The organism is Kribbella sp. CWNU-51 (assembly GCF_054073265.1).
The window spans coordinates 1-18,561 of the sequence record NZ_JBSXMZ010000040.1 but is presented as its reverse complement, the minus strand read 5'-3'; the positions used below and the strand labels follow the sequence as shown (position 1 = coordinate 18,561).

20 protein-coding genes are annotated in these 18,561 nt (G+C 69.5%); 9 read left to right on the top strand and 11 right to left on the bottom strand.

Translation table 11 applies throughout. The features are described from left to right. Positions 1 to 51 precede the first annotated feature (51 nt). The 4 genes from ACXC9Q_RS32615 to ACXC9Q_RS32600 all read left to right on the top strand — a co-directional run bounded on the left by ACXC9Q_RS32615 (position 52) and on the right by ACXC9Q_RS32600 (position 2,054). Positions 52 to 567 (top strand): GNAT family N-acetyltransferase, encoded by a 516-nt coding sequence (locus tag ACXC9Q_RS32615; protein WP_457060503.1) that lies wholly within the window; start codon positions 52 to 54, stop codon positions 565 to 567. A gap of 66 nt (positions 568 to 633) precedes the next feature. Then, entirely contained in the window at positions 634 to 975 is a 342-nt protein-coding gene (locus ACXC9Q_RS32610) for a hypothetical protein (RefSeq protein ID WP_457060691.1), read from the top strand. Positions 976 to 984: 9 nt separating this feature from the next. Then, on the top strand, positions 985 to 1,539 hold the full coding sequence (locus ACXC9Q_RS32605; protein WP_457060502.1) for a histidine phosphatase family protein: 555 nt from the start codon (positions 985 to 987) through the stop codon (positions 1,537 to 1,539). Positions 1,540 to 1,760: 221 nt separating this feature from the next. After that, a complete protein-coding gene (locus ACXC9Q_RS32600) occupies positions 1,761 to 2,054 on the top strand; it encodes a WhiB family transcriptional regulator (protein ID WP_131350551.1) in 294 nt (97 codons plus the stop codon). A 70-nt stretch (positions 2,055 to 2,124) separates the two neighbouring features. On the opposite strand, the gene ACXC9Q_RS32595 is transcribed toward ACXC9Q_RS32600, so the two are convergent. The 5 genes from ACXC9Q_RS32595 to ACXC9Q_RS32575 form a co-directional block, all read right to left on the bottom strand. Beyond that, entirely contained in the window at positions 2,125 to 2,556 is a 432-nt protein-coding gene (locus ACXC9Q_RS32595; protein ID WP_457060501.1) for a PLD nuclease N-terminal domain-containing protein, read from the bottom strand. Between the two features lie 83 nt (positions 2,557 to 2,639). Continuing rightward, entirely contained in the window at positions 2,640 to 3,518 is an 879-nt protein-coding gene (locus tag ACXC9Q_RS32590) for an ABC transporter permease (protein WP_457060500.1), read from the bottom strand. Further along, positions 3,505 to 4,302 (bottom strand): ABC transporter ATP-binding protein, encoded by a 798-nt coding sequence (locus tag ACXC9Q_RS32585; protein WP_457060499.1) that lies wholly within the window; start codon positions 4,300 to 4,302, stop codon positions 3,505 to 3,507. Before ACXC9Q_RS32585 ends, ACXC9Q_RS32590 begins: the two co-directional genes overlap by 14 nt. A 28-nt stretch (positions 4,303 to 4,330) precedes the next feature. Next, entirely contained in the window at positions 4,331 to 5,413 is a 1,083-nt protein-coding gene (locus ACXC9Q_RS32580) for an ABC transporter substrate-binding protein (protein WP_457060498.1), read from the bottom strand. Between the two features lie 98 nt (positions 5,414 to 5,511). Continuing rightward, on the bottom strand, positions 5,512 to 5,598 hold the full coding sequence (locus ACXC9Q_RS32575; protein WP_363818422.1) for a putative leader peptide: 87 nt from the start codon (positions 5,596 to 5,598) through the stop codon (positions 5,512 to 5,514). A 218-nt stretch (positions 5,599 to 5,816) separates the two neighbouring features. On the opposite strand from ACXC9Q_RS32575, the gene ACXC9Q_RS32570 reads away from it, so the two are divergent. Next, positions 5,817 to 8,447, top strand: a complete 2,631-nt coding sequence (locus ACXC9Q_RS32570; RefSeq protein ID WP_457060497.1) for a family 78 glycoside hydrolase catalytic domain — start codon at positions 5,817 to 5,819, stop codon at positions 8,445 to 8,447. On the opposite strand, the gene trmB is transcribed toward ACXC9Q_RS32570, so the two are convergent. Continuing rightward, the gene (trmB, locus tag ACXC9Q_RS32565; RefSeq protein WP_457060496.1) at positions 8,428 to 9,138 is read right to left on the bottom strand and encodes a tRNA (guanosine(46)-N7)-methyltransferase TrmB; all 711 of its coding nucleotides are present in this window, start codon (positions 9,136 to 9,138) and stop codon (positions 8,428 to 8,430) included. The two genes, ACXC9Q_RS32570 and trmB, sit on opposite strands and share 20 nt — an antisense overlap. Before the next feature lie 179 nt (positions 9,139 to 9,317). Next, on the bottom strand, positions 9,318 to 12,317 hold the full coding sequence (locus ACXC9Q_RS32560) for a bifunctional [glutamine synthetase] adenylyltransferase/[glutamine synthetase]-adenylyl-L-tyrosine phosphorylase (protein ID WP_457060495.1): 3,000 nt from the start codon (positions 12,315 to 12,317) through the stop codon (positions 9,318 to 9,320). Positions 12,318 to 12,507: 190 nt separating this feature from the next. Between ACXC9Q_RS32560 and ACXC9Q_RS32555 the strand changes: the two genes are divergently transcribed. Together ACXC9Q_RS32555 and ACXC9Q_RS32550 are read left to right on the top strand one after the other, a co-directional pair. Beyond that, positions 12,508 to 13,002: a hypothetical protein gene (locus ACXC9Q_RS32555; protein WP_457060494.1), complete on the top strand. Its 495-nt coding sequence runs from the start codon at positions 12,508 to 12,510 to the stop codon at positions 13,000 to 13,002. 44 nt (positions 13,003 to 13,046) lie between these two features. Then, on the top strand, positions 13,047 to 13,190 hold the full coding sequence (locus ACXC9Q_RS32550; protein WP_457060493.1) for a hypothetical protein: 144 nt from the start codon (positions 13,047 to 13,049) through the stop codon (positions 13,188 to 13,190). 64 nt (positions 13,191 to 13,254) lie between these two features. Here ACXC9Q_RS32550 and glnA read toward each other — a convergent pair whose 3' ends face one another. Next, positions 13,255 to 14,595, bottom strand: coding sequence for a type I glutamate--ammonia ligase (gene glnA / locus ACXC9Q_RS32545; RefSeq protein ID WP_328522078.1), 1,341 nt, complete (start codon positions 14,593 to 14,595; stop codon positions 13,255 to 13,257). Between the two features lie 109 nt (positions 14,596 to 14,704). On the opposite strand from glnA, the gene ACXC9Q_RS32540 reads away from it, so the two are divergent. Then, positions 14,705 to 15,118: a hypothetical protein gene (locus ACXC9Q_RS32540; protein ID WP_457060492.1), complete on the top strand. Its 414-nt coding sequence runs from the start codon at positions 14,705 to 14,707 to the stop codon at positions 15,116 to 15,118. On the opposite strand, the gene ACXC9Q_RS32535 is transcribed toward ACXC9Q_RS32540, so the two are convergent. Beyond that, the gene (locus ACXC9Q_RS32535; protein ID WP_457060491.1) at positions 15,050 to 16,003 is read right to left on the bottom strand and encodes a hypothetical protein; all 954 of its coding nucleotides are present in this window, start codon (positions 16,001 to 16,003) and stop codon (positions 15,050 to 15,052) included. The genes ACXC9Q_RS32540 and ACXC9Q_RS32535 overlap by 69 nt on opposite strands. Further along, complete coding sequence (locus ACXC9Q_RS32530; protein WP_457060490.1) at positions 16,000 to 16,470, bottom strand: hypothetical protein; 471 nt, start codon at positions 16,468 to 16,470, stop codon at positions 16,000 to 16,002. The genes ACXC9Q_RS32535 and ACXC9Q_RS32530 overlap by 4 nt, the downstream gene beginning before the upstream one ends. A 106-nt stretch (positions 16,471 to 16,576) precedes the next feature. On the opposite strand from ACXC9Q_RS32530, the gene ACXC9Q_RS32525 reads away from it, so the two are divergent. Then, positions 16,577 to 17,215 carry a peptidoglycan recognition protein family protein gene (locus tag ACXC9Q_RS32525; RefSeq protein WP_457060489.1) on the top strand — a complete coding sequence of 213 codons (639 nt, stop codon included), beginning with the start codon at positions 16,577 to 16,579 and terminating at the stop codon, positions 17,213 to 17,215. On the opposite strand, the gene ACXC9Q_RS32520 is transcribed toward ACXC9Q_RS32525, so the two are convergent. Further along, positions 17,161 to 18,336 carry a DUF418 domain-containing protein gene (locus ACXC9Q_RS32520; protein WP_457060488.1) on the bottom strand — a complete coding sequence of 392 codons (1,176 nt, stop codon included), beginning with the start codon at positions 18,334 to 18,336 and terminating at the stop codon, positions 17,161 to 17,163. The two genes, ACXC9Q_RS32525 and ACXC9Q_RS32520, sit on opposite strands and share 55 nt — an antisense overlap. Positions 18,337 to 18,561: the final 225 nt, after the last annotated feature.

Genomic DNA, 18,561 nt, shown 5'->3' with positions numbered 1-18,561 from the left:
ACTGCCGGAAACTCCGTGACGCCCGCTCCTCGGTCATGGTTGTCTCGTCCGGTGACCATCCGGACCGCGCGCCAGGACGAGCTGGAGCTCCTGCGCACCCTGGAGTCCGCCGCCGGCGTGCTCTTCCGCCGCATCGGGATGACGGACATCGCGGAGCACCCGCCGCCACCGCTCCAGCTCTTCGAGCAGGCCCGACAGGCCGGCCGCCTCTGGGTGACGGTCGACGCCGACGATCACCCGACCGGCTTCGTCCTCGTCACGCTGGTGGACGGCGCGGCCCACATCGAGCAGATCAGCGTCCACCCGGATCACCAGGGTCAGGGACTCGGCCGCCGGATGATCGGCCACGTCGACGCCTCGGCCGCGGAGCAGGGGCTGCCGGCCCTGACCCTCAGCACATTCCGCAGCGTGCCGTGGAACGGGCCGTACTACGCCCGCCTCGGCTTCCAGGAGCTGTCGCCGCAGGAGCTGACCTCCGGACTGACCGACCTGCTGGCGGCGGAGACGGCGTTCGGACTCGACCCCGGACAGCGGATCTTCATGCGTCGTTCGGTCGCCGGTCAGTAACCGCGAGCGGTGTGGACTCGTTGAGGGCTGCAAGACGGGTCGAGACAACGGGGAGTGCAGCAGGTGGTGAGGCCGCGGACCTTCGAGCTGGTGCGGTACCGGGATCCAAGTGGGGTGTCAGGCACGGGTGTGGTCGCCGAGGGCTGTGAGTTCACCGACGGCTCGGTGGCGCTGCGCTGGCGGGGTGACAACCCCGCGACGGCAGTCTGGCCGGACCTCCACTCGGTTCTCGCGGTGCACGGCCACCAGGGTGCGACCGAGGTCCGCTGGATCGAGTCGCCGGCCGAGCCGGCCGGCGTCGACCACCTCTTCGACGAGCTGCATCAGGTTCGGCCACCCGACGCGCTGAGCGATCCCGTCCAGCCCAGCCACGCCCGGGGATGGGCAGGCGCCCGCCATCTCAGGTAGAACATGCCCGTGACGCAGATCTACCTGGTCCGGCATGGTGAGCCGGACTACGCGCCGATCGATTCCCGGGGCTGGCCCGGGATGGCGGCCGACTCCGCCCCGCTCACCGCCCTCGGCGTCAAGCAGGCCGAGGAGCTCGCCGACCTGCTCAGCGGCATCCAGGCGACGTACCTGGTCAGCTCCCCGTTCACGCGGGCGCTGCACAGCGCCGCGATCATCGGTCACCGGCTGGCTCTCGGCGTCCGGGTCGACTACGACCTGCGCGACTGGCTCCCGGACCATACCGGGTCCTGGCGCGGTGTGGCCGACGTACGGGCGGCCCACGCCGAGTTCGAGGCGTACGACGGCGAGTGGCCGGAAGGCCTCCAGCGACCCTGGGAGCCACTCTCCCGGGTCCGGGAGCGAGCCCGGGCGGCACTGGCCCGTCACACGGCCAGCACGGACGGACCGGTGCTCGCGATCACGCACGCGATGGTGATCCGTGCGCTGACCGGCGAGACGGGTACGCCGCACGGCGGGCACGAGTACTACCGGTACGACCCGGCCGACGACGGCCCGCTCTGAACTTGCTTGAAGCAACCGAGTGACCCATGTCACATCCGGTGATGACGTGAACACCGGCTCCGCGTGAAAACCCCTGATCACGGCCCGCGACGGCGTCGCGCGGCCACTTCGCGATAACAAATGGACCGAAGTTCGAGACAACGAGGGTTGAACTCGGTGTGAGTTGAGCATAGTTTTCACCGAGCGCCCGTCCGCGCTCACGGTGAGTCAAGGAGGTTGCCATGTCGAGAGGGATGCCTCGCCTACCCCGCCCGCTCATGGATCTGTGGGACTGGCAGTCGCAGGCCGCGTGCCGCGATGTCAACCCAGAGCTGTTCTTCTCGCCCGAATCGGAGCGTGGCGTCCGCAAACGTGCCCGCGAGATGGTGGCCAAGTCGCTCTGCGGCACCTGCCCGGTCCAGCCCGAATGCCGTCAGCACGCGCTCTCCGTGGGGGAGCCGTACGGCGTCTGGGGCGGCACCACGGAGTCCGAACGCGACAACACCCTCCTGCCCGAACACCGAAAGTCTGCGTAACCCGCGGGGAGCCGCTTCTCCTCCACCCACAGCCGCAGATCGTCCGGCCCGGTGAGGCCTGCGCGAAAGCTCAGGCCTTACCGTCGTCGGGCTCTGCCGTGGTCTCCTCCGGCGCGGCCGGCGGCTTCTTGTCCTTGGGTCTCTTCTTGTCCTCGGGCTTGTCCTGCTTCGGCGGCTCGGGTGGCTTGGTGTCCTCCGGCGGCTTCACCGTCGTCCGCGGGTCCCGGTAGCGATCCAGTGACTTGAGGAAGTCCGGGTCGTCATCGGGCGCGACCGGGCGCAGGCCCGGCTTCGACGGCCGGGCGCCGGCATCGCGACGGCCGCTCGCGGTGCGCGACACGAGCAGCCAGACGATCGGCCCGATGAACGGGACGAACACGATCAGGACGATCCACACCAGCTTGGGCAGGTGCGGCACGTCCTCATCGGGTGTCTGGATGCAGGAGAACAGCGCGTAGACGCTGAGCACCAGGCTGATCAGGAACGGCAGAAATCGGACCACGGTCCAACAGTACGGCGCTTCGGGCAACACGCCCGCGCCACGACGGCCAAGTCGCTAACCCGTAACCAGCCGGGCCGCGAAGCTCAACGGGCCGAGGCGGTCAGCCCTCGCGCGCGCAGCACCGAGTTCTCCAACGGCCGGAACACCAGCAGTTCGATGCCGACCCCGATCACGAAGATCAGCAGGATGCCGGCGAACACCGTCGAGATGTCCGACAGCGACATCCCGTTGTGCAGGAATTGCCCGAGGCCTTCGCCGAGCTCGGGCGAGGTCGCGATCAGCTCGGCCGCCATCAGCGACCGCCACGAGAACGCCCAGCCCTGCTTGAGTCCGCCGAGGAACCCGGGCAGCGCGGCCGGCAGCAGGATGTACCGGATCCCGCCCCACCGGCCGGCCCCGAGCGCCTTGCCGACCCGCGGCAGGATCGGCGGAACCTGGTCGAGCCCGGACACCAGCCCGTTCGCGATCGACGGCACCGCACCCAGCAGCACGACCCAGTAGATCGCCCGGTCGTTCAACCCGAACCACAAGATCGCGGCCGGCACCCAGGCCACCGACGGCAGGCTCTGCAACCCCGAGACCAGTGGCCCGATCCCCCGCCGTACGACGGTGATGTTGGCGATCGCCAGCCCGAGCGGTACCGCGATCAGCAGCGAGAGTGCGAAGCCGATCACGGCCCGGTGCACCGACACCCAGAACAACTCGACGATCTTGCCGGTCGTCACCAGCTGCCAGATCTGACTCCAGACATCAGCCGGCGCGGGCAGCTTGAACTCGGGCCAGAACGCGGCCGCCCACAACACCTGCCACACCACGACCAGCACCACGATCGCACCCACCGGCGGCAGCACCCGGGCCGCGATTCGCCGTGCGCGCGAGCCATCGGGAGCGTTGACCGGCGTGTCCAGCACGTCCAGGCCGGCTTCGACCGATCCCGCTTCCAGAAGCTCAGGCTGCGGCATGGCTACTGATCACCTTGCGCAGCGCGGCATTGATCTCGTCGACCGAGTCAGCCTCGGGCAGCTTGCCGGCGTCCCATTCGCGGACGACGCGACCCGGCCGCGACGACAGCAGGACGACGCGCTGACCGAGCCGGACGGCCTCGCGGACGTCGTGCGTCACGAACAGGATCGCCGTACCGGTCGCACGCCAGATCCGCAGCAGCTCGCCCTGCAGGACGTCGCGCGTGATCGCATCGAGCGCCGAGAACGGCTCGTCCATGAGCAGCAGCGACGGCTTGCCCGCGCCGCTACCGGTGTTGTCCGTCGTCGAGGCCAGAGCGCGCGCCAGCGCGACGCGCTGCCGCATGCCACCTGACAGCTCATGCGGTCGCTTGTCACCCAATCCGGCCAACCTGACCAGCTCGAGCAGTTCGGCTGCCTTCGCGCGCCGCTGCGACTTCGGTACGCCGGCCATCCGCAGCGGGAGCTCGACGTTCCCGGCGGCCGTCAGCCACGGCATCAGCGCGGCCTCCTGGAACACGACAGCCGGCCGCGACGAGTTGAGTTCGATCCGCCCGCTGGTCGGCTGGTCCAGACCGGCGACCAGGTTGAGCAGCGTGGTCTTCCCGCAGCCCGAGGCGCCGAGCAGGCAGACGAACTCGCCCGCCCCGACCTCGAGGTCGACGCCGTCCAGCGCCACAACCGCCTTCCGGCCGGTCCCGAACGCCTTGCCGACCTGGTGGAACCGCACCGGACTGATCACGCTGTCCGACACGGTCTGATCGAGCTCGACTGTCGCGGTCATGGTCTGCCTCCCTCGGATACTGCGTGAACTACTTGCTGTCCAGACCGGCGGCGTCGACGGCCGGCTTGCCTGCCTTGCTCAGTACGTCGTTCAGCGGGCCGAGGTCGGCGAACCCAGCGACGGCCGGTGCCGTCTTGGCGATGCCCGCGGTGACCTGGTCCTTGGCCAGCTGCGGGAACGTGGACGCGATCGGGTCCGCGGTGATCTCGATGTGCTCGAACGCGCGGTCGATGACGGCCGGCTTCAGTGCCTTCCCGGTCGCCTCCTTCAACTGGTCGTTCACCACGGTCTTGGCGGCCGCCTTGTCGGTGTTCGCGAAGTCGATCGAGGCGACCAGGCCGGTCAGCAGCGCCTTCACCGTCTCCGGGTGCTCCTGCAGGAACTGGGTCCGGACGATCAGCACGGTGGTCGGGAACTTGCCGTCCGGCCACAGCGACGCCTCGTCCAGCAGCACCTTCGCGCCGGCGTCGAGGACGAGTCGCGACGACCAGGGCTCGGGCAGCCAAGCGGCGTCGACGTCGCCCTTCTTGAACGCGTCCAGGGTCTGGGCGTTCTCCAGGTTGGTCACCTTGACCTTGCCGGTCAGGTTCTTCTCGGCCAGAAACTTCTTCAGCGAGACGTCCTGGGTGTTGCCGAGCTGCGGGGTGACGACGGTCTTGCCGACCAGGTCCTCCGGCTTGGTGATCGTCGACCGGACCACGAGCTGTGCGCCGCCGGACGTCGTACCGGCGATCAGGCGGACCGCTTCGCCGTTGGACTTCGCGTAGGCGTTGATCGCGGGGCCGGAGCCGATGAAGGACGCGTCCAGCGAGCCGCCGAGCAGCGCGCCGACGGCCTCCGGGCCGGCGTTGAACTTGGTCGGCACCAGCTTGGTGCTGCCGAGTTCCTTGGTGAAGAGGCCCTTGCCGACGCCGACCAGCGCGGCGGCGTGGGTGACGTTCGGGAAGTAGCCGAGCCGGAGCTCGGTGGCCGGGCCCTTGTCGGACGAGGCGGCCGGGGCGGCGTCGCGGTCGGCCCGCGAGCAACCGGCGGCGGCGACGAGCAGGGCCAGGGCAGCCGCGGAGGCGGCGAACAGGCGACGACGGGCAGGACGAATGCTGGGAATGCTCACAGGAAGACCTTTGATTGTGCGGGCGGCGGAGACTCACCGCGGGCGGGCGTGGTTCAGAGCGGGCTGGAACGGCAGCGGGCTGAGGACGGCGCCGAAGGTCAACAGGTCGCGGAGGCGACGCGGAGCAGGTCGACGTGCCGACGGCGGGTGAGCGCGTCGGCGGGCCGGTTGGCGGTGACCTGCATGAGTCCATGAAAGCGGACAAAGTCGAGTAACATGCTCAGGTTTCGCGATGTGAGACGACAAATCGCGAAGTGAGACAAACGATCACTTGAACGAGCGAAGCGAGTTCAGTCGGAAGCACGTGGATCACTCACGGCCGGATCTGGTCACAGTGTTGAAAGCGAGCCGCCCGGCTGCCTACGGTCCTCGAGGTGCCTACCCGAGCCTGAGGAGCCGCCTGATGCCCGAACTGCCGGACGGTTGGACGCCTGGTGGTCCATTGACCGCCCGATCCCTCAAGACCGAGTACGCCGTCCGGCCGCTGGGGACCGAGGTGACCAGGCCCCGGCTGAGCTGGATCGCCACGGCTCCCGGGTACGGCGCGACCCAGACGGCGTACCAGATCCTCGTCGCAACCGCTCCGGAGCTGCTGACACCGGAGAGCGCCGACGTCTGGGACTCGGGCAAGGTGAGCTCGGCGCGGACCTTCGGCGTCGAGCACGAGGGCCCGGCGGCGCCGCGCACCCGCTACCACTGGACCGTGCGCCTGTGGGACGGACTCGACCGGGCCGGCGAGTGGGCCGCGCCTGAATGGTTCGAGACCGCTCTCCTCGACGAGGGGTTCGCCGCCGCGCGCTGGATCGGTGGCGAGGTGGACAGCGCTCCGCTCCTGCGCCGGGGCTTTGCGGTCGACGGGACCGTACGCCGAGCCCGGCTGTATGCGAGCGGCCTCGGGTACGCCGACCTCCGGCTCAACGGCCAAGCAGTGAGTGACGCCGTCCTCGACCCCGGCTTCACGGCGTACGACCACACTGTCCTCTACGTGACCCACGACGTCACCGACCTCCTGCAGCCCGGTGACAACGTGGTCGGCGCGGAGCTCGGCCGTGGGTTCTTCGGTCTGACCAGCCCGAACGTCTGGCGCTGGCACCAGACACCATGGACCGCCGAGCCACGCCTGATCGCCCGTTTGGTGATCGAGTACGACGACGGCCGCACGGCCGAGGTGGTCACGGACGAGTCATGGCGCATCACCGGCGGCCCGACCTTCTCCGACTCCCTCTACACCGGCGAGACGTACGACGCCCGCCGCGCACTGCCCGGCTGGGACGCGCCCGGGTTCGACGACTCGACGTGGTCGACCGCCACGCAGGTGGACGCACCGAACGGACAGGTGCGAGCCCAGGAGCACGAGCCGATCCGCGTCATCGAGACCGTCCCCCCGACGGACGTGACCGAGACCCGGCCCGGGGTGTGGATCGTCGACTTCGGCCGGACCACGGCCGGCTGGACCAAGCTCCGGGTCACCGCCGACGCCGGCACCACCATCAGCCTCACCCATGGCGAGACAGTTGCTGATGGCAACGTGGTGGCGGTCAACGGGCATGTCGAGGGCGACCGGATCCAGCGCGACGAATACATTGCCGCCGGCAACGGCGTCGAGGAGTGGGAACCGCGCTTCTCCTACAAGGGCTTCCGCTACGTCCAGGTCGAGGGCGTGACCGAGCGTCCCGACGTGCTGATGCGCGTCGTCCACTCCGACGTTCGCCCGGTGACCCGGTTCGCCTCGACCCAGCCGTCGTACGAGCAGTTCGACCAGGCGATGCGCCGGACGATCCTGAGCAATCTGCACGGGATCCCGACCGATACGCCGTTCTTCGAGAAGAACGGGTGGACGGGTGACGCGCAGGTGGGCGGGCCGACGATGCTGGCCACGCTCGACCTGGCGCGGTTCTTCACCAAGTGGCTCGGCGACATCCGGGACAGCCAGGCGGAGTCCGGGCAGTTGCCGGTGATCGTCCCGTCCAGCGGCTGGGGATTCACCGACCTCTCCCCCGCGACCGAGTGGCCGACGGTCTATCCGTTCCTGCTGCGCGAGCTGTACCGCTGGTACGGCGACGAGCGATTGCTGCGCGAGCACTGGGAGTCGCTCACCCGCTACCTCGCCTGGGAGCTCGACCGGGTCGAGGACGGCCTGTCCGTCAGCGTGCTCGGCGACTGGCTCCCGCCGGGCTTCGGCAGCGGCCCGGCGCCGGAGGATCGGCGGCTCACGGGTACGGCGTACCTGTACCGGGCCGTGGTCGCGGCCGCCGAGATCGGAGACATCATTGGCCAGCCCAACGACTATCGAAAGGCGGCGGCCGAGCTCGCCGACGGCCTGAACCGCGCGTTCCTGGATCGCGCCGCCGGACGCTACCGCTCGGCCGACGACCCGGACTACCGGCAGACGTCCAACGCCGTACCGCTCGCGTTCGGCATGGTCCCCGGCGAGCTGGTCGAGCGGGTCGCCGCCAAGCTGGCCGCGGACGTGGAGGCGCGCGGCTTCCACCTGAACACCGGCTGCCTCGGCGTCGGCGTACTGCTGCCGGTGCTCACCGCGCACGGGTACGGCGACGCGGCGACGAAGGTCGCGTTGCAGCGGACGTACCCGAGCTGGGGCTACTGGTTCGAGCTCGGCGCGGACACCATGTGGGAGAAGTGGGAGGACGACTCGCGGTCGCGGAACCACTACTTCCAGGGCACGGTCGTGGAGTGGATCTTCGAGAACGTGGCCGGCCTCCGCAACGTCGACGCGGGCTGGGAGCGGATCGTGGTCCGGCCGGATGCACGCGGCGAGGTGGACTCCGCGAGCATCCGGACCGAGACGATCCGCGGCCGGGTGTCGGTGGTGTGGAAGAAGACGAGCCGGGTGCTGTCACTGGACGTGCAGGTCCCGGTCGGTACGACGGCCGAGGTCCACGTACCGTCCGCGGCCGCGTCGGACGTCACCGCCGTACCGGCTCCGCTGGCGGGCGAGGCGTCGTACCAGGACGGGTTCACGATCTACACGGTGCCGGCCGGGCAGTGGAGCTTCACGAGCCGGTCGGCGTGACCTTGGTGTAGAGGAGGTCGCGGCACTCGCGGCCCTCGGCCTGGGCGCGGGACTCGAACTTGGTGACTGGCCGCCATTCGGGTCGCGGGGCCCAGCCGTCGTACTGGTTGCGCAGGGCCGGCTCGGCCTCGCAGATATCGCGCATCTGCTCCGCGTAGTCCGCCCAGTCGGTTGCCAGATGCAACGTCCCGCCGGGCTGCAACCGGGACGCCACCAGCCGCACGAACGGCGGCGTGACCAGGCGGCGCTTGTGGTGCCGCTTCTTCGGCCACGGGTCGGGGAAGTAGATCCGTACGCCGGCCAGCCCGCCGGGAGCCACGTGGTCGCGGAGGAAGTCGAGCGCGTCGCCGTGCAGCAGCCGGACGTTGTCGAGGTCGTACTTCTCCATCCACAGCATCAGCTGGCCGAGGCCGGCCGGATACACCTCGGCGGCCAGGTGGTTGACCTCCGGCGCCGCGACCGCGAGCTGGGCGGTCGCGTCGCCCATTCCCGTCCCGATCTCCAGCACGGTCGGCGCGTCGCGCCCGAACCACTCGGCCAGATCGACCGCTCCCGGCGGCAAGTCCTCGAGCTTGTGGCCCAGCTCGGACCAGCGTGTCTCCCAGACACGCCGCTGCCCAACCGTCATCCGCACACTCCGCCGGACGTGGCTGAACACACCTTCCTGCCTGACCTGATCCACCGCATCCACCAGCACGAGTCTATAGAAGGCCGTGTCTGGTGGTCCCTCGCCTACTGCGCGGCACTCGGCACGGCACCTCGCCGCACTGGCCAAAGGCCGCGATGCTCCGCATCGAGACCTTCGCTCCAGCACGCCGATGCACCGCACCGAGTACCTGCTCGCTACGGCGATGGACCACCAGACACGACCTAGTCGTCCCAGAACAGACGAGCGACGGTGTTGTGGGCGTGGCGGGTCAGGCGGAGGTAGTTGTCGGAGAAACGGCTGGATTCGCCGGGCGGGTAGCCGCAGATCTGGGCGACCGCGGCCAGGTCGCGGGGGTCGCGCGGAAGGGAGTCGCTGGGACGGCCGCGGACCAGCATGATCGCGTTGCGGATGCGGGAGGCCATCTTCCACGCGGCCCGCAGCGTGTTCGCCTCGGCCGGGTCCACCAGGCCGGCCTCGACGGCCGCGTCCAGTGCACCGAGCGTGCGCGTCGTCCGGAGGCCGGGGACCCGGTGCGCCTCGCGGAGCTGGAGGAGCTGGACCGTCCATTCGATGTCGGCGAGACCGCCGCGACCGAGCTTGGTGTGGGTGCTCGGGTCCGCGCCGCGCGGCAGACGTTCGGCGTCCACGCGCGCCTTGATGCGGCGGATCTCCATCACGTCGCGCTCGCTGACGCCGTTCGCCGGGTAGCGCAGCGGGTCGATCAGTTCCCGGAACGACCGGCACAGATCGGCGTCACCGCAGAGCGGATCGGCGCGCAGCAACGCCTGCGCCTCCCACACCGCGGACCAGCGCGCGTAGTAGGACGCGTACGACGCCAACGTCCGGACCAACGCGCCCTGCCGGCCCTCGGGACGCAGATCGGCATCGACCGCGACGGCCGGGTCCGCGCCCGGCAAGGCCAGCAACCGGCGGAACTCCGTCGCCGCCTGGGTGGCGAAGTCGGTCGCCGCCTTCTCGTCCGCACCCGGCTTCGGGTCGTGGACGAACATCACGTCCGCGTCGCTGCCGTACCCGAGCTCGTGCCCGCCGAACCGGCCCATCGCGACGATCGCCATCCGGGTCGGCTCGGGCTCGCCATCTGCGATCAAGCGCTGTGCGACTGCCCGCCGCGCGACGTCCAGGGCGGTGGTCAGCGTCCCGACCGAGATCACGGTCAGCGCCTCCCCGACCGCCTCGATGTCGAGCAGCCCGGACAGATCCGCCGCGGCCACCCGGAACAGCTCGCGCCGCCGGACCGCACGAATCGCGGCCACCGCGGCCTCGGGCTCGTCCTGCCGGCCGGCGGCGGCGGACATCTCGCTCACCAGGGCTTCCTGCGTCCGCGGCACGAGTTCGCGTTCGTCGGCGAGCATCGCGGTCGCTTCAGGCGCGCGCTGCAACAGGTCCACGGCGTACCGGCCGCTCGCGAGCAGGTGGGCGAGCCGCTCGGCCGACGCGCCCTCGTCGCGAAGCTGGCGTAGGTACCACGGCGTGGACCCCAGCGCGTCGGAGATGGTCCGGAAGGCAAGCAGCCCCGCGTCGGGATCCGGCGACTCCGCGAACCACCCGAGCATCGCGGGCAGCAACGCCTTCTGGATCGACGATCGCCTCGACACACCCTCGGACAGGGCCTCGATGTGCCGCAGCGCCGAGGCGGGGTCGGCGTACCCGAGCGCGGTCAGGCGCTGCTTGGCAGCCTCCGGGGTCAACCGCACCTCGCCGCCGGGGATCCGGGCGACGGCCGCGAGCAGGGGCCGGTAGAACAGCTTCTCGTGCAGCCGCCGTACCTCGAGCGCGTGCTTCCTCCAGGCCGCGGTCAGGTCGCCGACCGGGTTCTTCGTGAAGCCGAGCGAACGGCCGAGCCGGCGCAGGTCGGCTTCGTCGTCCGGCACCTGATGTGTACGACGCAACCGGTACAGCTGGATGCGATGCTCCATCGACCGGAGAAAGCGATACGCGTCGGCGAGGACGGCGCCGTCCGTGCGGCCGACGTACCCGGTCTTGGTGAGCGACTCCAGCGCGACGAGCGTCGTGCCGCTGCGGACCGCGTCGTCGCTGCGGCCGTGGACGAGCTGCAGGAGTTGTACGGCGAACTCCACGTCGCGCAGACCGCCGGGGCCGAGCTTGAGCTGGCGATCGACGTCGGCCGCGGGGAGGTGGTCGACGACACGACGCCGCATCGCCTGGACGTCGTCGACGAACCCCTCGCGATCGGCCGCCGACCACACCAGCTCCGCGGTCTTCTCGGCGTACTGCTGACCGAGCTTGGCGTCGCCCGCGACCGGGCGAGCTTTGAGCAGCGCCTGGAACTCCCAGGTCTTGGCCCAGCGCTGGTAGTACGCGAGGTGGCTGTCGAGGGTGCGGACGAGCGGGCCGGACTTGCCTTCCGGGCGCAGCGCGGCGTCGACCGGCCAGAGCGTGCCCTCGCCGGTGTGGGCCGAGCAGATCCGCATCGCGGCGGCGGCCAGCTGGGTCGCGGTCTTCAGCGCAGGCGCCTCCGGCTCGCCGTCGAGCGGCTCGGCGACGAACAGCACGTCGACGTCGCTGACGTAGTTGAGTTCGCGGCCGCCACACTTGCCCATGGCAATGATCGCGAGCCGGCAGTCGGCCGCGCCGGGGTGCGCGGCGAAGTACTCGTTGCGGGCGATGTGCAGGGCGGTCTCGAGCGCTCCCCCGGCCAGGTCGGCCAGTACGGCGGCCACCTCGTCGACCAGCAGACCCTCGGCGAGGTCACGGGCGGCGAGCCTCAGCAGCAACCGCCGATACTCGATGCGCAGCGCATCGACCGGGTTGTCGGCGTCGACCGCGGTCGCGAGCTTGGCCGCGACGTCCTCGACCGACGGGCGTGCGCCGGCCAGCGCGGGGTCGGCCAGGTCGTACCAGTGCCGCGGATGTACGCCGAGATGCCGCCCGAGAGCCTCGCTCGCGCCGAGGACGTACACCAGCCGGCGACGGAAGCCGTCGTCCATCTCGAGCGTGCGCGTGAAGGCGGCGACGTCGTACTGATGCCGCTGCAGCGCCTCGACCATGCCGCACAGCCCGTGCAGCGCGAGGTCCGGATCCGCCGACTCCGACAGAGTGGTGATCAGCTGCTCGGTGGCCATCGGGCTACGGCTGTCCAGCGCATCCAACTGCTCCAGCATCACCCCGGCCCGGTGCGGATCCCCGAAGCCCAGCCGGGCCAGCCGTCCTTCCCACGAACCCCTCCGAGCCTCAGCCACCTCTGCAGGCTACCCAAGCGCACCCACCCGCCAACCCCCGGGCGTCAGCTCTACCAGGCCCCTCACACCTGCCGCGCGGGCTCCCGCGTGACACAATCTCGATGAGCGCGCGACCTGATTGCGAGGGGATTGCGATCAACACACGGAGTTGCCTGGCATATTCGGGCTGTAGTCGGCATGATGGCTTCTCATGGTCATGATGACGGGGTCGCTCGCTGTTCGGGGCACGGTGGTCTGGTTGACGCCCCAGCAGGGCGGGCGAGTGTCCGGGCCGCCTGAGCCGGATTACGACTACGACTACACAGCCACCGCGTACCTGCCACCACGGACGGCCGAGGACGGTCAGGCAGGGATCGCGCTGCGCCGGTTCGCGCCGGGCGCCTGGCGGACACAGGCCGAGGGCATTCTCGTGCCGGCCAAGGGAAATCGGGCCCAGCAGGTGATTCCCGGCTGCCTGGTCGTGATCACCGAGGGAGTCCGCCCGGTCGGCCTGCTCACCGTCGAGGAAGTGCACGCCCTGGCCCCCGACGGCACGCCGGTGATCCCGGCCGCGGAAGAGCCGCCGATCCAGACGCTCACGCAGTCGCCTGCGGACGAGCCGCCGTACCGGCACTCCACGGCCGCGTCCCGGTGGACCTCGCAACACGCCTCGGACGACGCCCCACCGCAGCCCGCCAACGTCTGAACACCTTCTGTCGCACTTCGCCTACCGAGTGTTACCGACGATACATGCGCTGGAAACGGGCCTACCTGCGCGGCGTGGTTGCCATGAGCAACGGCAGCGCGTTCTTCTTCGTCCGCACCGACTCCGCGCTGCCGAAGAACTCCACCATCATCGGTGCCGTCAGGGTGCTCGAAGTGCTGATCGGCTGATCAGAAAGCGAACTGATTGAGCTTTGCGGCGGAGGAGCGACTGCTGGAGTACACGTGGACAGATCTACAGGACAGGTAACAGCTTGTTGAGTTCGAAGGGGGTGACCTGGCGGCGGTAGTCCTGCCATTCGGCGCGCTTGTTGCGGAGGAAGAAGTCGAAGACATGCTCGCCGAGGGTTTCGGCGACCAGTTCGCTGTCCTCCATCGCCTGGATGGCTTCGGCGAGGCTGCTCGGGAGCGGCTTGATGCCGAGGGCCTTGCGTTCGCGGGCGGTCAGCGACCAGACGTCGTCCTCCGCCTCGCGCGGCAGCTCGTACCCCTCCTCGATGCCCTTGAGCCCGGCCGCCAGCATCAGCGCGAAGGCGAGGTACGGGTTCGCCGCGGAGTCGAGCGAGCGGAACTCGACCCGGCTCGACTGCCCCTTGTGCGGCTTGTACATCGGCACCCGGACCAGCGCGGACCGGTTGTTGTGCCCCCAGGAGATGAACGACGGCGCCTCGTCGCCGACCGCGAGCCGCTTGTACGAGTTCACCCACTGGTTCGTCACCGCGGTGATCTCGGCCGCGTGGTGCAGCAGGCCGGCGATGAACGCACGCCCGGTCTTGGACAACTGGTACTGCGCGCCGCCCTCGAAGAACGCGTTCCGATCCCCCTCGAACAGCGACATGTGGGTGTGCATGCCGGACCCGGGCTGGTCACTCAGCGGCTTCGGCATGAAGGACGCGTAGATGCCCTGCGACAGCGCGACCTCCTTCACCACCACCCGGAACGTCATGATGTTGTCCGCGGTCGACAGCGCGTCGGCGTACCGCAGGTCGATCTCCTGCTGGCCCGGCCCGCCCTCGTGGTGACTGAACTCGACCGAGATCCCCATCGACTCGAGCATGGTGATCGCCTCACGGCGGAAGTCGTTCCCGATCCCCTGCGGCGTGTGGTCGAAGTACCCGGACGAGTCCACCGGCTCCGGCGTCGTACCGGGCGCGCCGACGAGCGACTTGAACAGGTAGAACTCGATCTCGGGGTGCGTGTAGAAGGTGAATCCGAGGTCGGCCGCCTTCGACAGCGTCCGCTTCAGCACGTGCCGCGGGTCGGCGAACGACGCGGACCCGTCCGGCATGTTGATGTCGCAGAACATCCGCGCGGTGCCCATCGTCTCGCCCCGCCAGGGCAGGATCTGGAACGTCGACGGGTCCGGCTTGGCCAGCATGTCCGCCTCGGTCACCCGGGCGAACCCCTCGATCGCGGACCCGTCGAAGCCGATCCCCTCGGCGAACGCGCCCTCCAGCTCGGCCGGCGCCACCGCCACCGACTTCAGGAACCCGAGCACGTCGGTGAACCAGAGCCGCACGAAGCGTACGTCGCGCTCCTCCAGCGCGCGCAGCACGAACTCCTGCTGCTTGTCCATCAGTCCACCTCCAGATGTGAAGCCCGCACACAGTGTGCCCCGGCTCTGTTAAGCAGACGTTACGTGCTGCGGGCGACATCCACCCCGTCAGGGCCTAGCGTGTTCCCTTGTGCAGACGATCTTCGGCGCCGGGTACCAGGTGGCGCTGATCGTGGCCGCACTGCTGTGCCTGAGTGACCTGCTGCTCAGCACCGCCCGGTTCGTCCAGTCGATCCGGAAGAAACGGCCCGCCGAGCGGGACGTCCTCGGCCGGCGCTGGCTGCCGGTCCCGGAGCTCGGGTTCGGCATGTTCGCGTTCTGCTGCCCCGGGCTGGTCACGCTCGGACTGACCCACCACGACGCCGACAACCTGCCGACCAGGCAGATCCTGCTCGCCGCACTGGTCTTCGGGTACGCCGGGGCCGTGCTGTCCCGGGTCGTCCGGACACCGGGTCCCGGCGGCCGCCGGTTCCGGCTACGCGCCGGCCTGCTCCTTGGCCTCCCGGCTCTCTTCGGCCTGGTGTTCGGGCTCTCCGCCTTCTGACGCCCGCCGCGCCTGGAACCACGGCACCACCCGCTCGAGCGGCGCGAACGCGAGCCAGCAGACCACGGTCGGCAGGAAGTGGATCAGCAGGATCGCCGTGTTCGCCGCGTGGAACCCGAGGAAGAACAGGGCCCCGAGCAACTGCCACCGGCCCTTCAGCCACAGGATCACCGGCGACAGGAACTCCGCGATGATGCCGACCCACTGCATCACGTGCAGCATCCACGGGTGGTGCAGCAACCACTCCCCGACCGGGTGCGGCCGTCGTACGATCGCCCAGGTCAGGATCGCGCTGTTCGGCCACGCGAGCGTCCATCCGGCACCACGGAGCTTGGCGATCGAGGACAGGAAGTACGTCGCGATCACCGAGATCTGGATGCACTTGATCGCCCAGCCGGCGGCCTCGGACCTGGTCTGATCGCCGTACGACGCTCGGCCGCGGCGGCCGGCCTTCACGGTCGGGAGGACCCAGAGGGCGACCACCAAGGCGAGGTGGTCGTGGTCGACCTTGCCGTCGCTCATCCCGATCAACACCCACCAGGTGAACGCGGGCGCCACGATCCAGCCCGCGATCCGCGGGAAGTAGTTGGTCGCGCCGACCAGGCAGGCCACGATCAGGACGACGTACAGGGCGGTCGTGTTGGCCACCGACGGCTTGGGCAGATCGAGCATCCGCGCCAGCAGCAACGGCTGGTAGAGGCCGGGGTGCTCGCCCTTGTCGCGGGTGTCGCGGACGAACGCGTGCATGTCGAGGATGACGAACAGGTAGAAGACCGTCCGCAACCACGCGACCCGGGCGAGGGCGATCTTCGGCGTGAACCAGTCGGCGACCCGGCCGGCGATGGTCCGGTCGGCGGTCTCGGCGGCGGTCTCGGGGGTGCTCACTTGCGCACCTCCCAGGTGGCGAGGACCTCGGACGTCGGCGGGCCTTCGACCCGGCCCTTGACCAACTGGGTGGTGTCCCGGATCAGTTCGAGCTTCACGTACTTCGGCTTGTCCGGATGCTTGCGCGCCCACCCGTCCGCGACCTGCTGCAGCAGCGAGGGGTCCTTGACGATCTCGCCGGTCCGGGCCTCGATCTCGGCCCGGGCGACGCCGGCGCCCTCGATGTTCAGCGGTACGTCGACCGTCGTACCGGCATCGGTGAGCGCGCTGATCCGGGTGAACGTGATCGCGGCGTCGTCGGCGACCGATCCGGCGTACTGCGACATCGGGCCGAACGGCCAGGCGTCGTCGGAGGCCCGCACCGAACCGTTGATCAGCAGGCCGATTCCGGCCAGGGCGACCGCTACCCGTACGCCCTTGCCGATCCGGCCCAGCCGGACGTCCCCCGCCCGTACACCATCTGTCACGCCCGTCATTAGACCATCCTCGCTTTCGCGGAGCTCGGTTTGACAGACTTGGCGGTAGGGAATTTTCTGAAGTATGACCGCCCCAGAAAGTTTCCAACGTCCTCGGATGTCCCGGCGTACCCTGCTGCGCGGCGCTGCCGCCGGTGGCGTACTGATCGGCGGCGTCGCCCTCCCGACCACAGCAGTCCAGGCGGCCCCCGCGCCGCGCTGCTACACGCGCACGGAATGGTCCGCGCGCCCGCCCAGGTCCGCCACCTCCGTGATCGGCGCGCCCGACCACATCGTCATCCACCACACCGCGAGCCCGAACGTCACCGACTACTCGCTCGCGGCGGCGTACAAGGTCCAGCACTGGATCCAGGACCTGCACATGGACACCAACGGCTGGATCGACATCGGCAACCAACTGACGATCAGCCGCGGCGGGTTCCTGATGGAGGGCCGGAGTAAGTCGCTGTCCTCGATCAACAACGGGCAGAACGTGCTCGGCGCCCAGACCGCTAACAACAACAGCCACACGATCGGCATCGAGCACGAGGGCATCTACGTCACCGAGAACGTGCCGACCGCGCTGTTCGACATGTCGGTGCTGACGTGCGCCTGGCTGTGCACGAAGTACGGCCTCGATCCGCACGCGGCGATCGTCGGGCACCGGGACTACAACACGACCCAGTGCCCCGGTGACGTCTTCTACGCCAGGCTGCCCGAGTTGCGCGACCGGGTGGCCGCCGTTGTCCTCGGCTGATAGGTGATCCATCGGATCAGGAGCTCGAACGGTCCGCGGTAGCCGAGGCGTCGCATCCGGTCGGCCATCACCACGGTCGCCAGCCAGGTCGCGGCGGCGAGCAATGCCGTCGTGGTGGGGGTTAGCGTGCGCGACAGGTCGAGCAGGTACGGCGTGAAGACGACAGCCCACACCACGGACTGGGACAGATAACAGGTCAGCGAGCGCTGGCCGACGGCGGCGATCGCCAGGGTGATCGGACCTTGGCGGTCGTTCAGCCGCAGCGCGATCAGGACGATCAGGGCGGCGTACCCGAAACCGCCGAAGACACCGGACGCGTCGTGCAGCGGACCGAGAATGCTCAGCGCCTGGTCGCTCGGCCGGTCGATCACTCCGCCGACGACCAGCGACACCGGCAGAGCGCCGGCCACCGCGATGGTGAGGCCGACGACCGCGGTCGTGGTCAGCAGGGTGAGGTGCTCGGCGGGACGCTCGAGGATGCGCCGCCGGCCGGCCCAGAGCCCGATCAGGAACGGGGTGATGAACCCGATCCATCCGAGCCCGGCGATGAAGGGCTGCACGACGATCCGGTCGCCGAACTGGCCGAGGAAGTCCGGCGGCAGCATCGAGGGATCCGCCGCGTCGGAGGCGGTCGCCATCGAGTCGTCACTCGGCAGTGCGGTGACCACGAGCACGAACGCGGCCACGATGAACAGCCAGCGGTCCTTCCAGCGCAGCGCCCAGACGCCGAGGAAGAGGAGTACGCCGTACGCCGCGAGGATGTCGCCGATGTAGAGCAGCATCGCGTGCAGGAACCCGAGCACCACCAGCACCAGACTCCGCCGCCACAACAGCTTGCGGATCCCCCACCACTCGGTCCCCGCTTCCCGCTGCCGCCGCACGATCTGCGCCACGCCGTACCCGAACAACACCCCGAACATCGGAAACGCCCGCCCATCCACGAACGTCGAGATCCCCATCCCCACGGGCCCGGCATCCACCGGAAACCCCCCGAACACCCGGTCTCCGTAGATGAAGTAATGCGAGTTGGCCAACGCAATGAACAACAACATGAACCCCCGAGCGAGGTCCGGCCCCAACGCCCGCTCACTCGACCCGGTCGGTCCACCCTGAACGCTCATACCACCGAGTCAATCCGCGCGACCTTGCTCTCACATCCGCCGAAAGTCCCCGGACGGCGAACCTTGGTCGCTAGTCCCGCTGGTGCGCCGGCCATCCACCTCGTGACCGGTGAACGCGGAGTGGGGGGTTTTCTGCCCGATTCGGGGGGGCAGATTCAGGGGATTGTTGCAACGCCTGATTGTTGGAGGGTGTTGTGATGGGGCGGAAGTTGTCCGAGGTGCGGT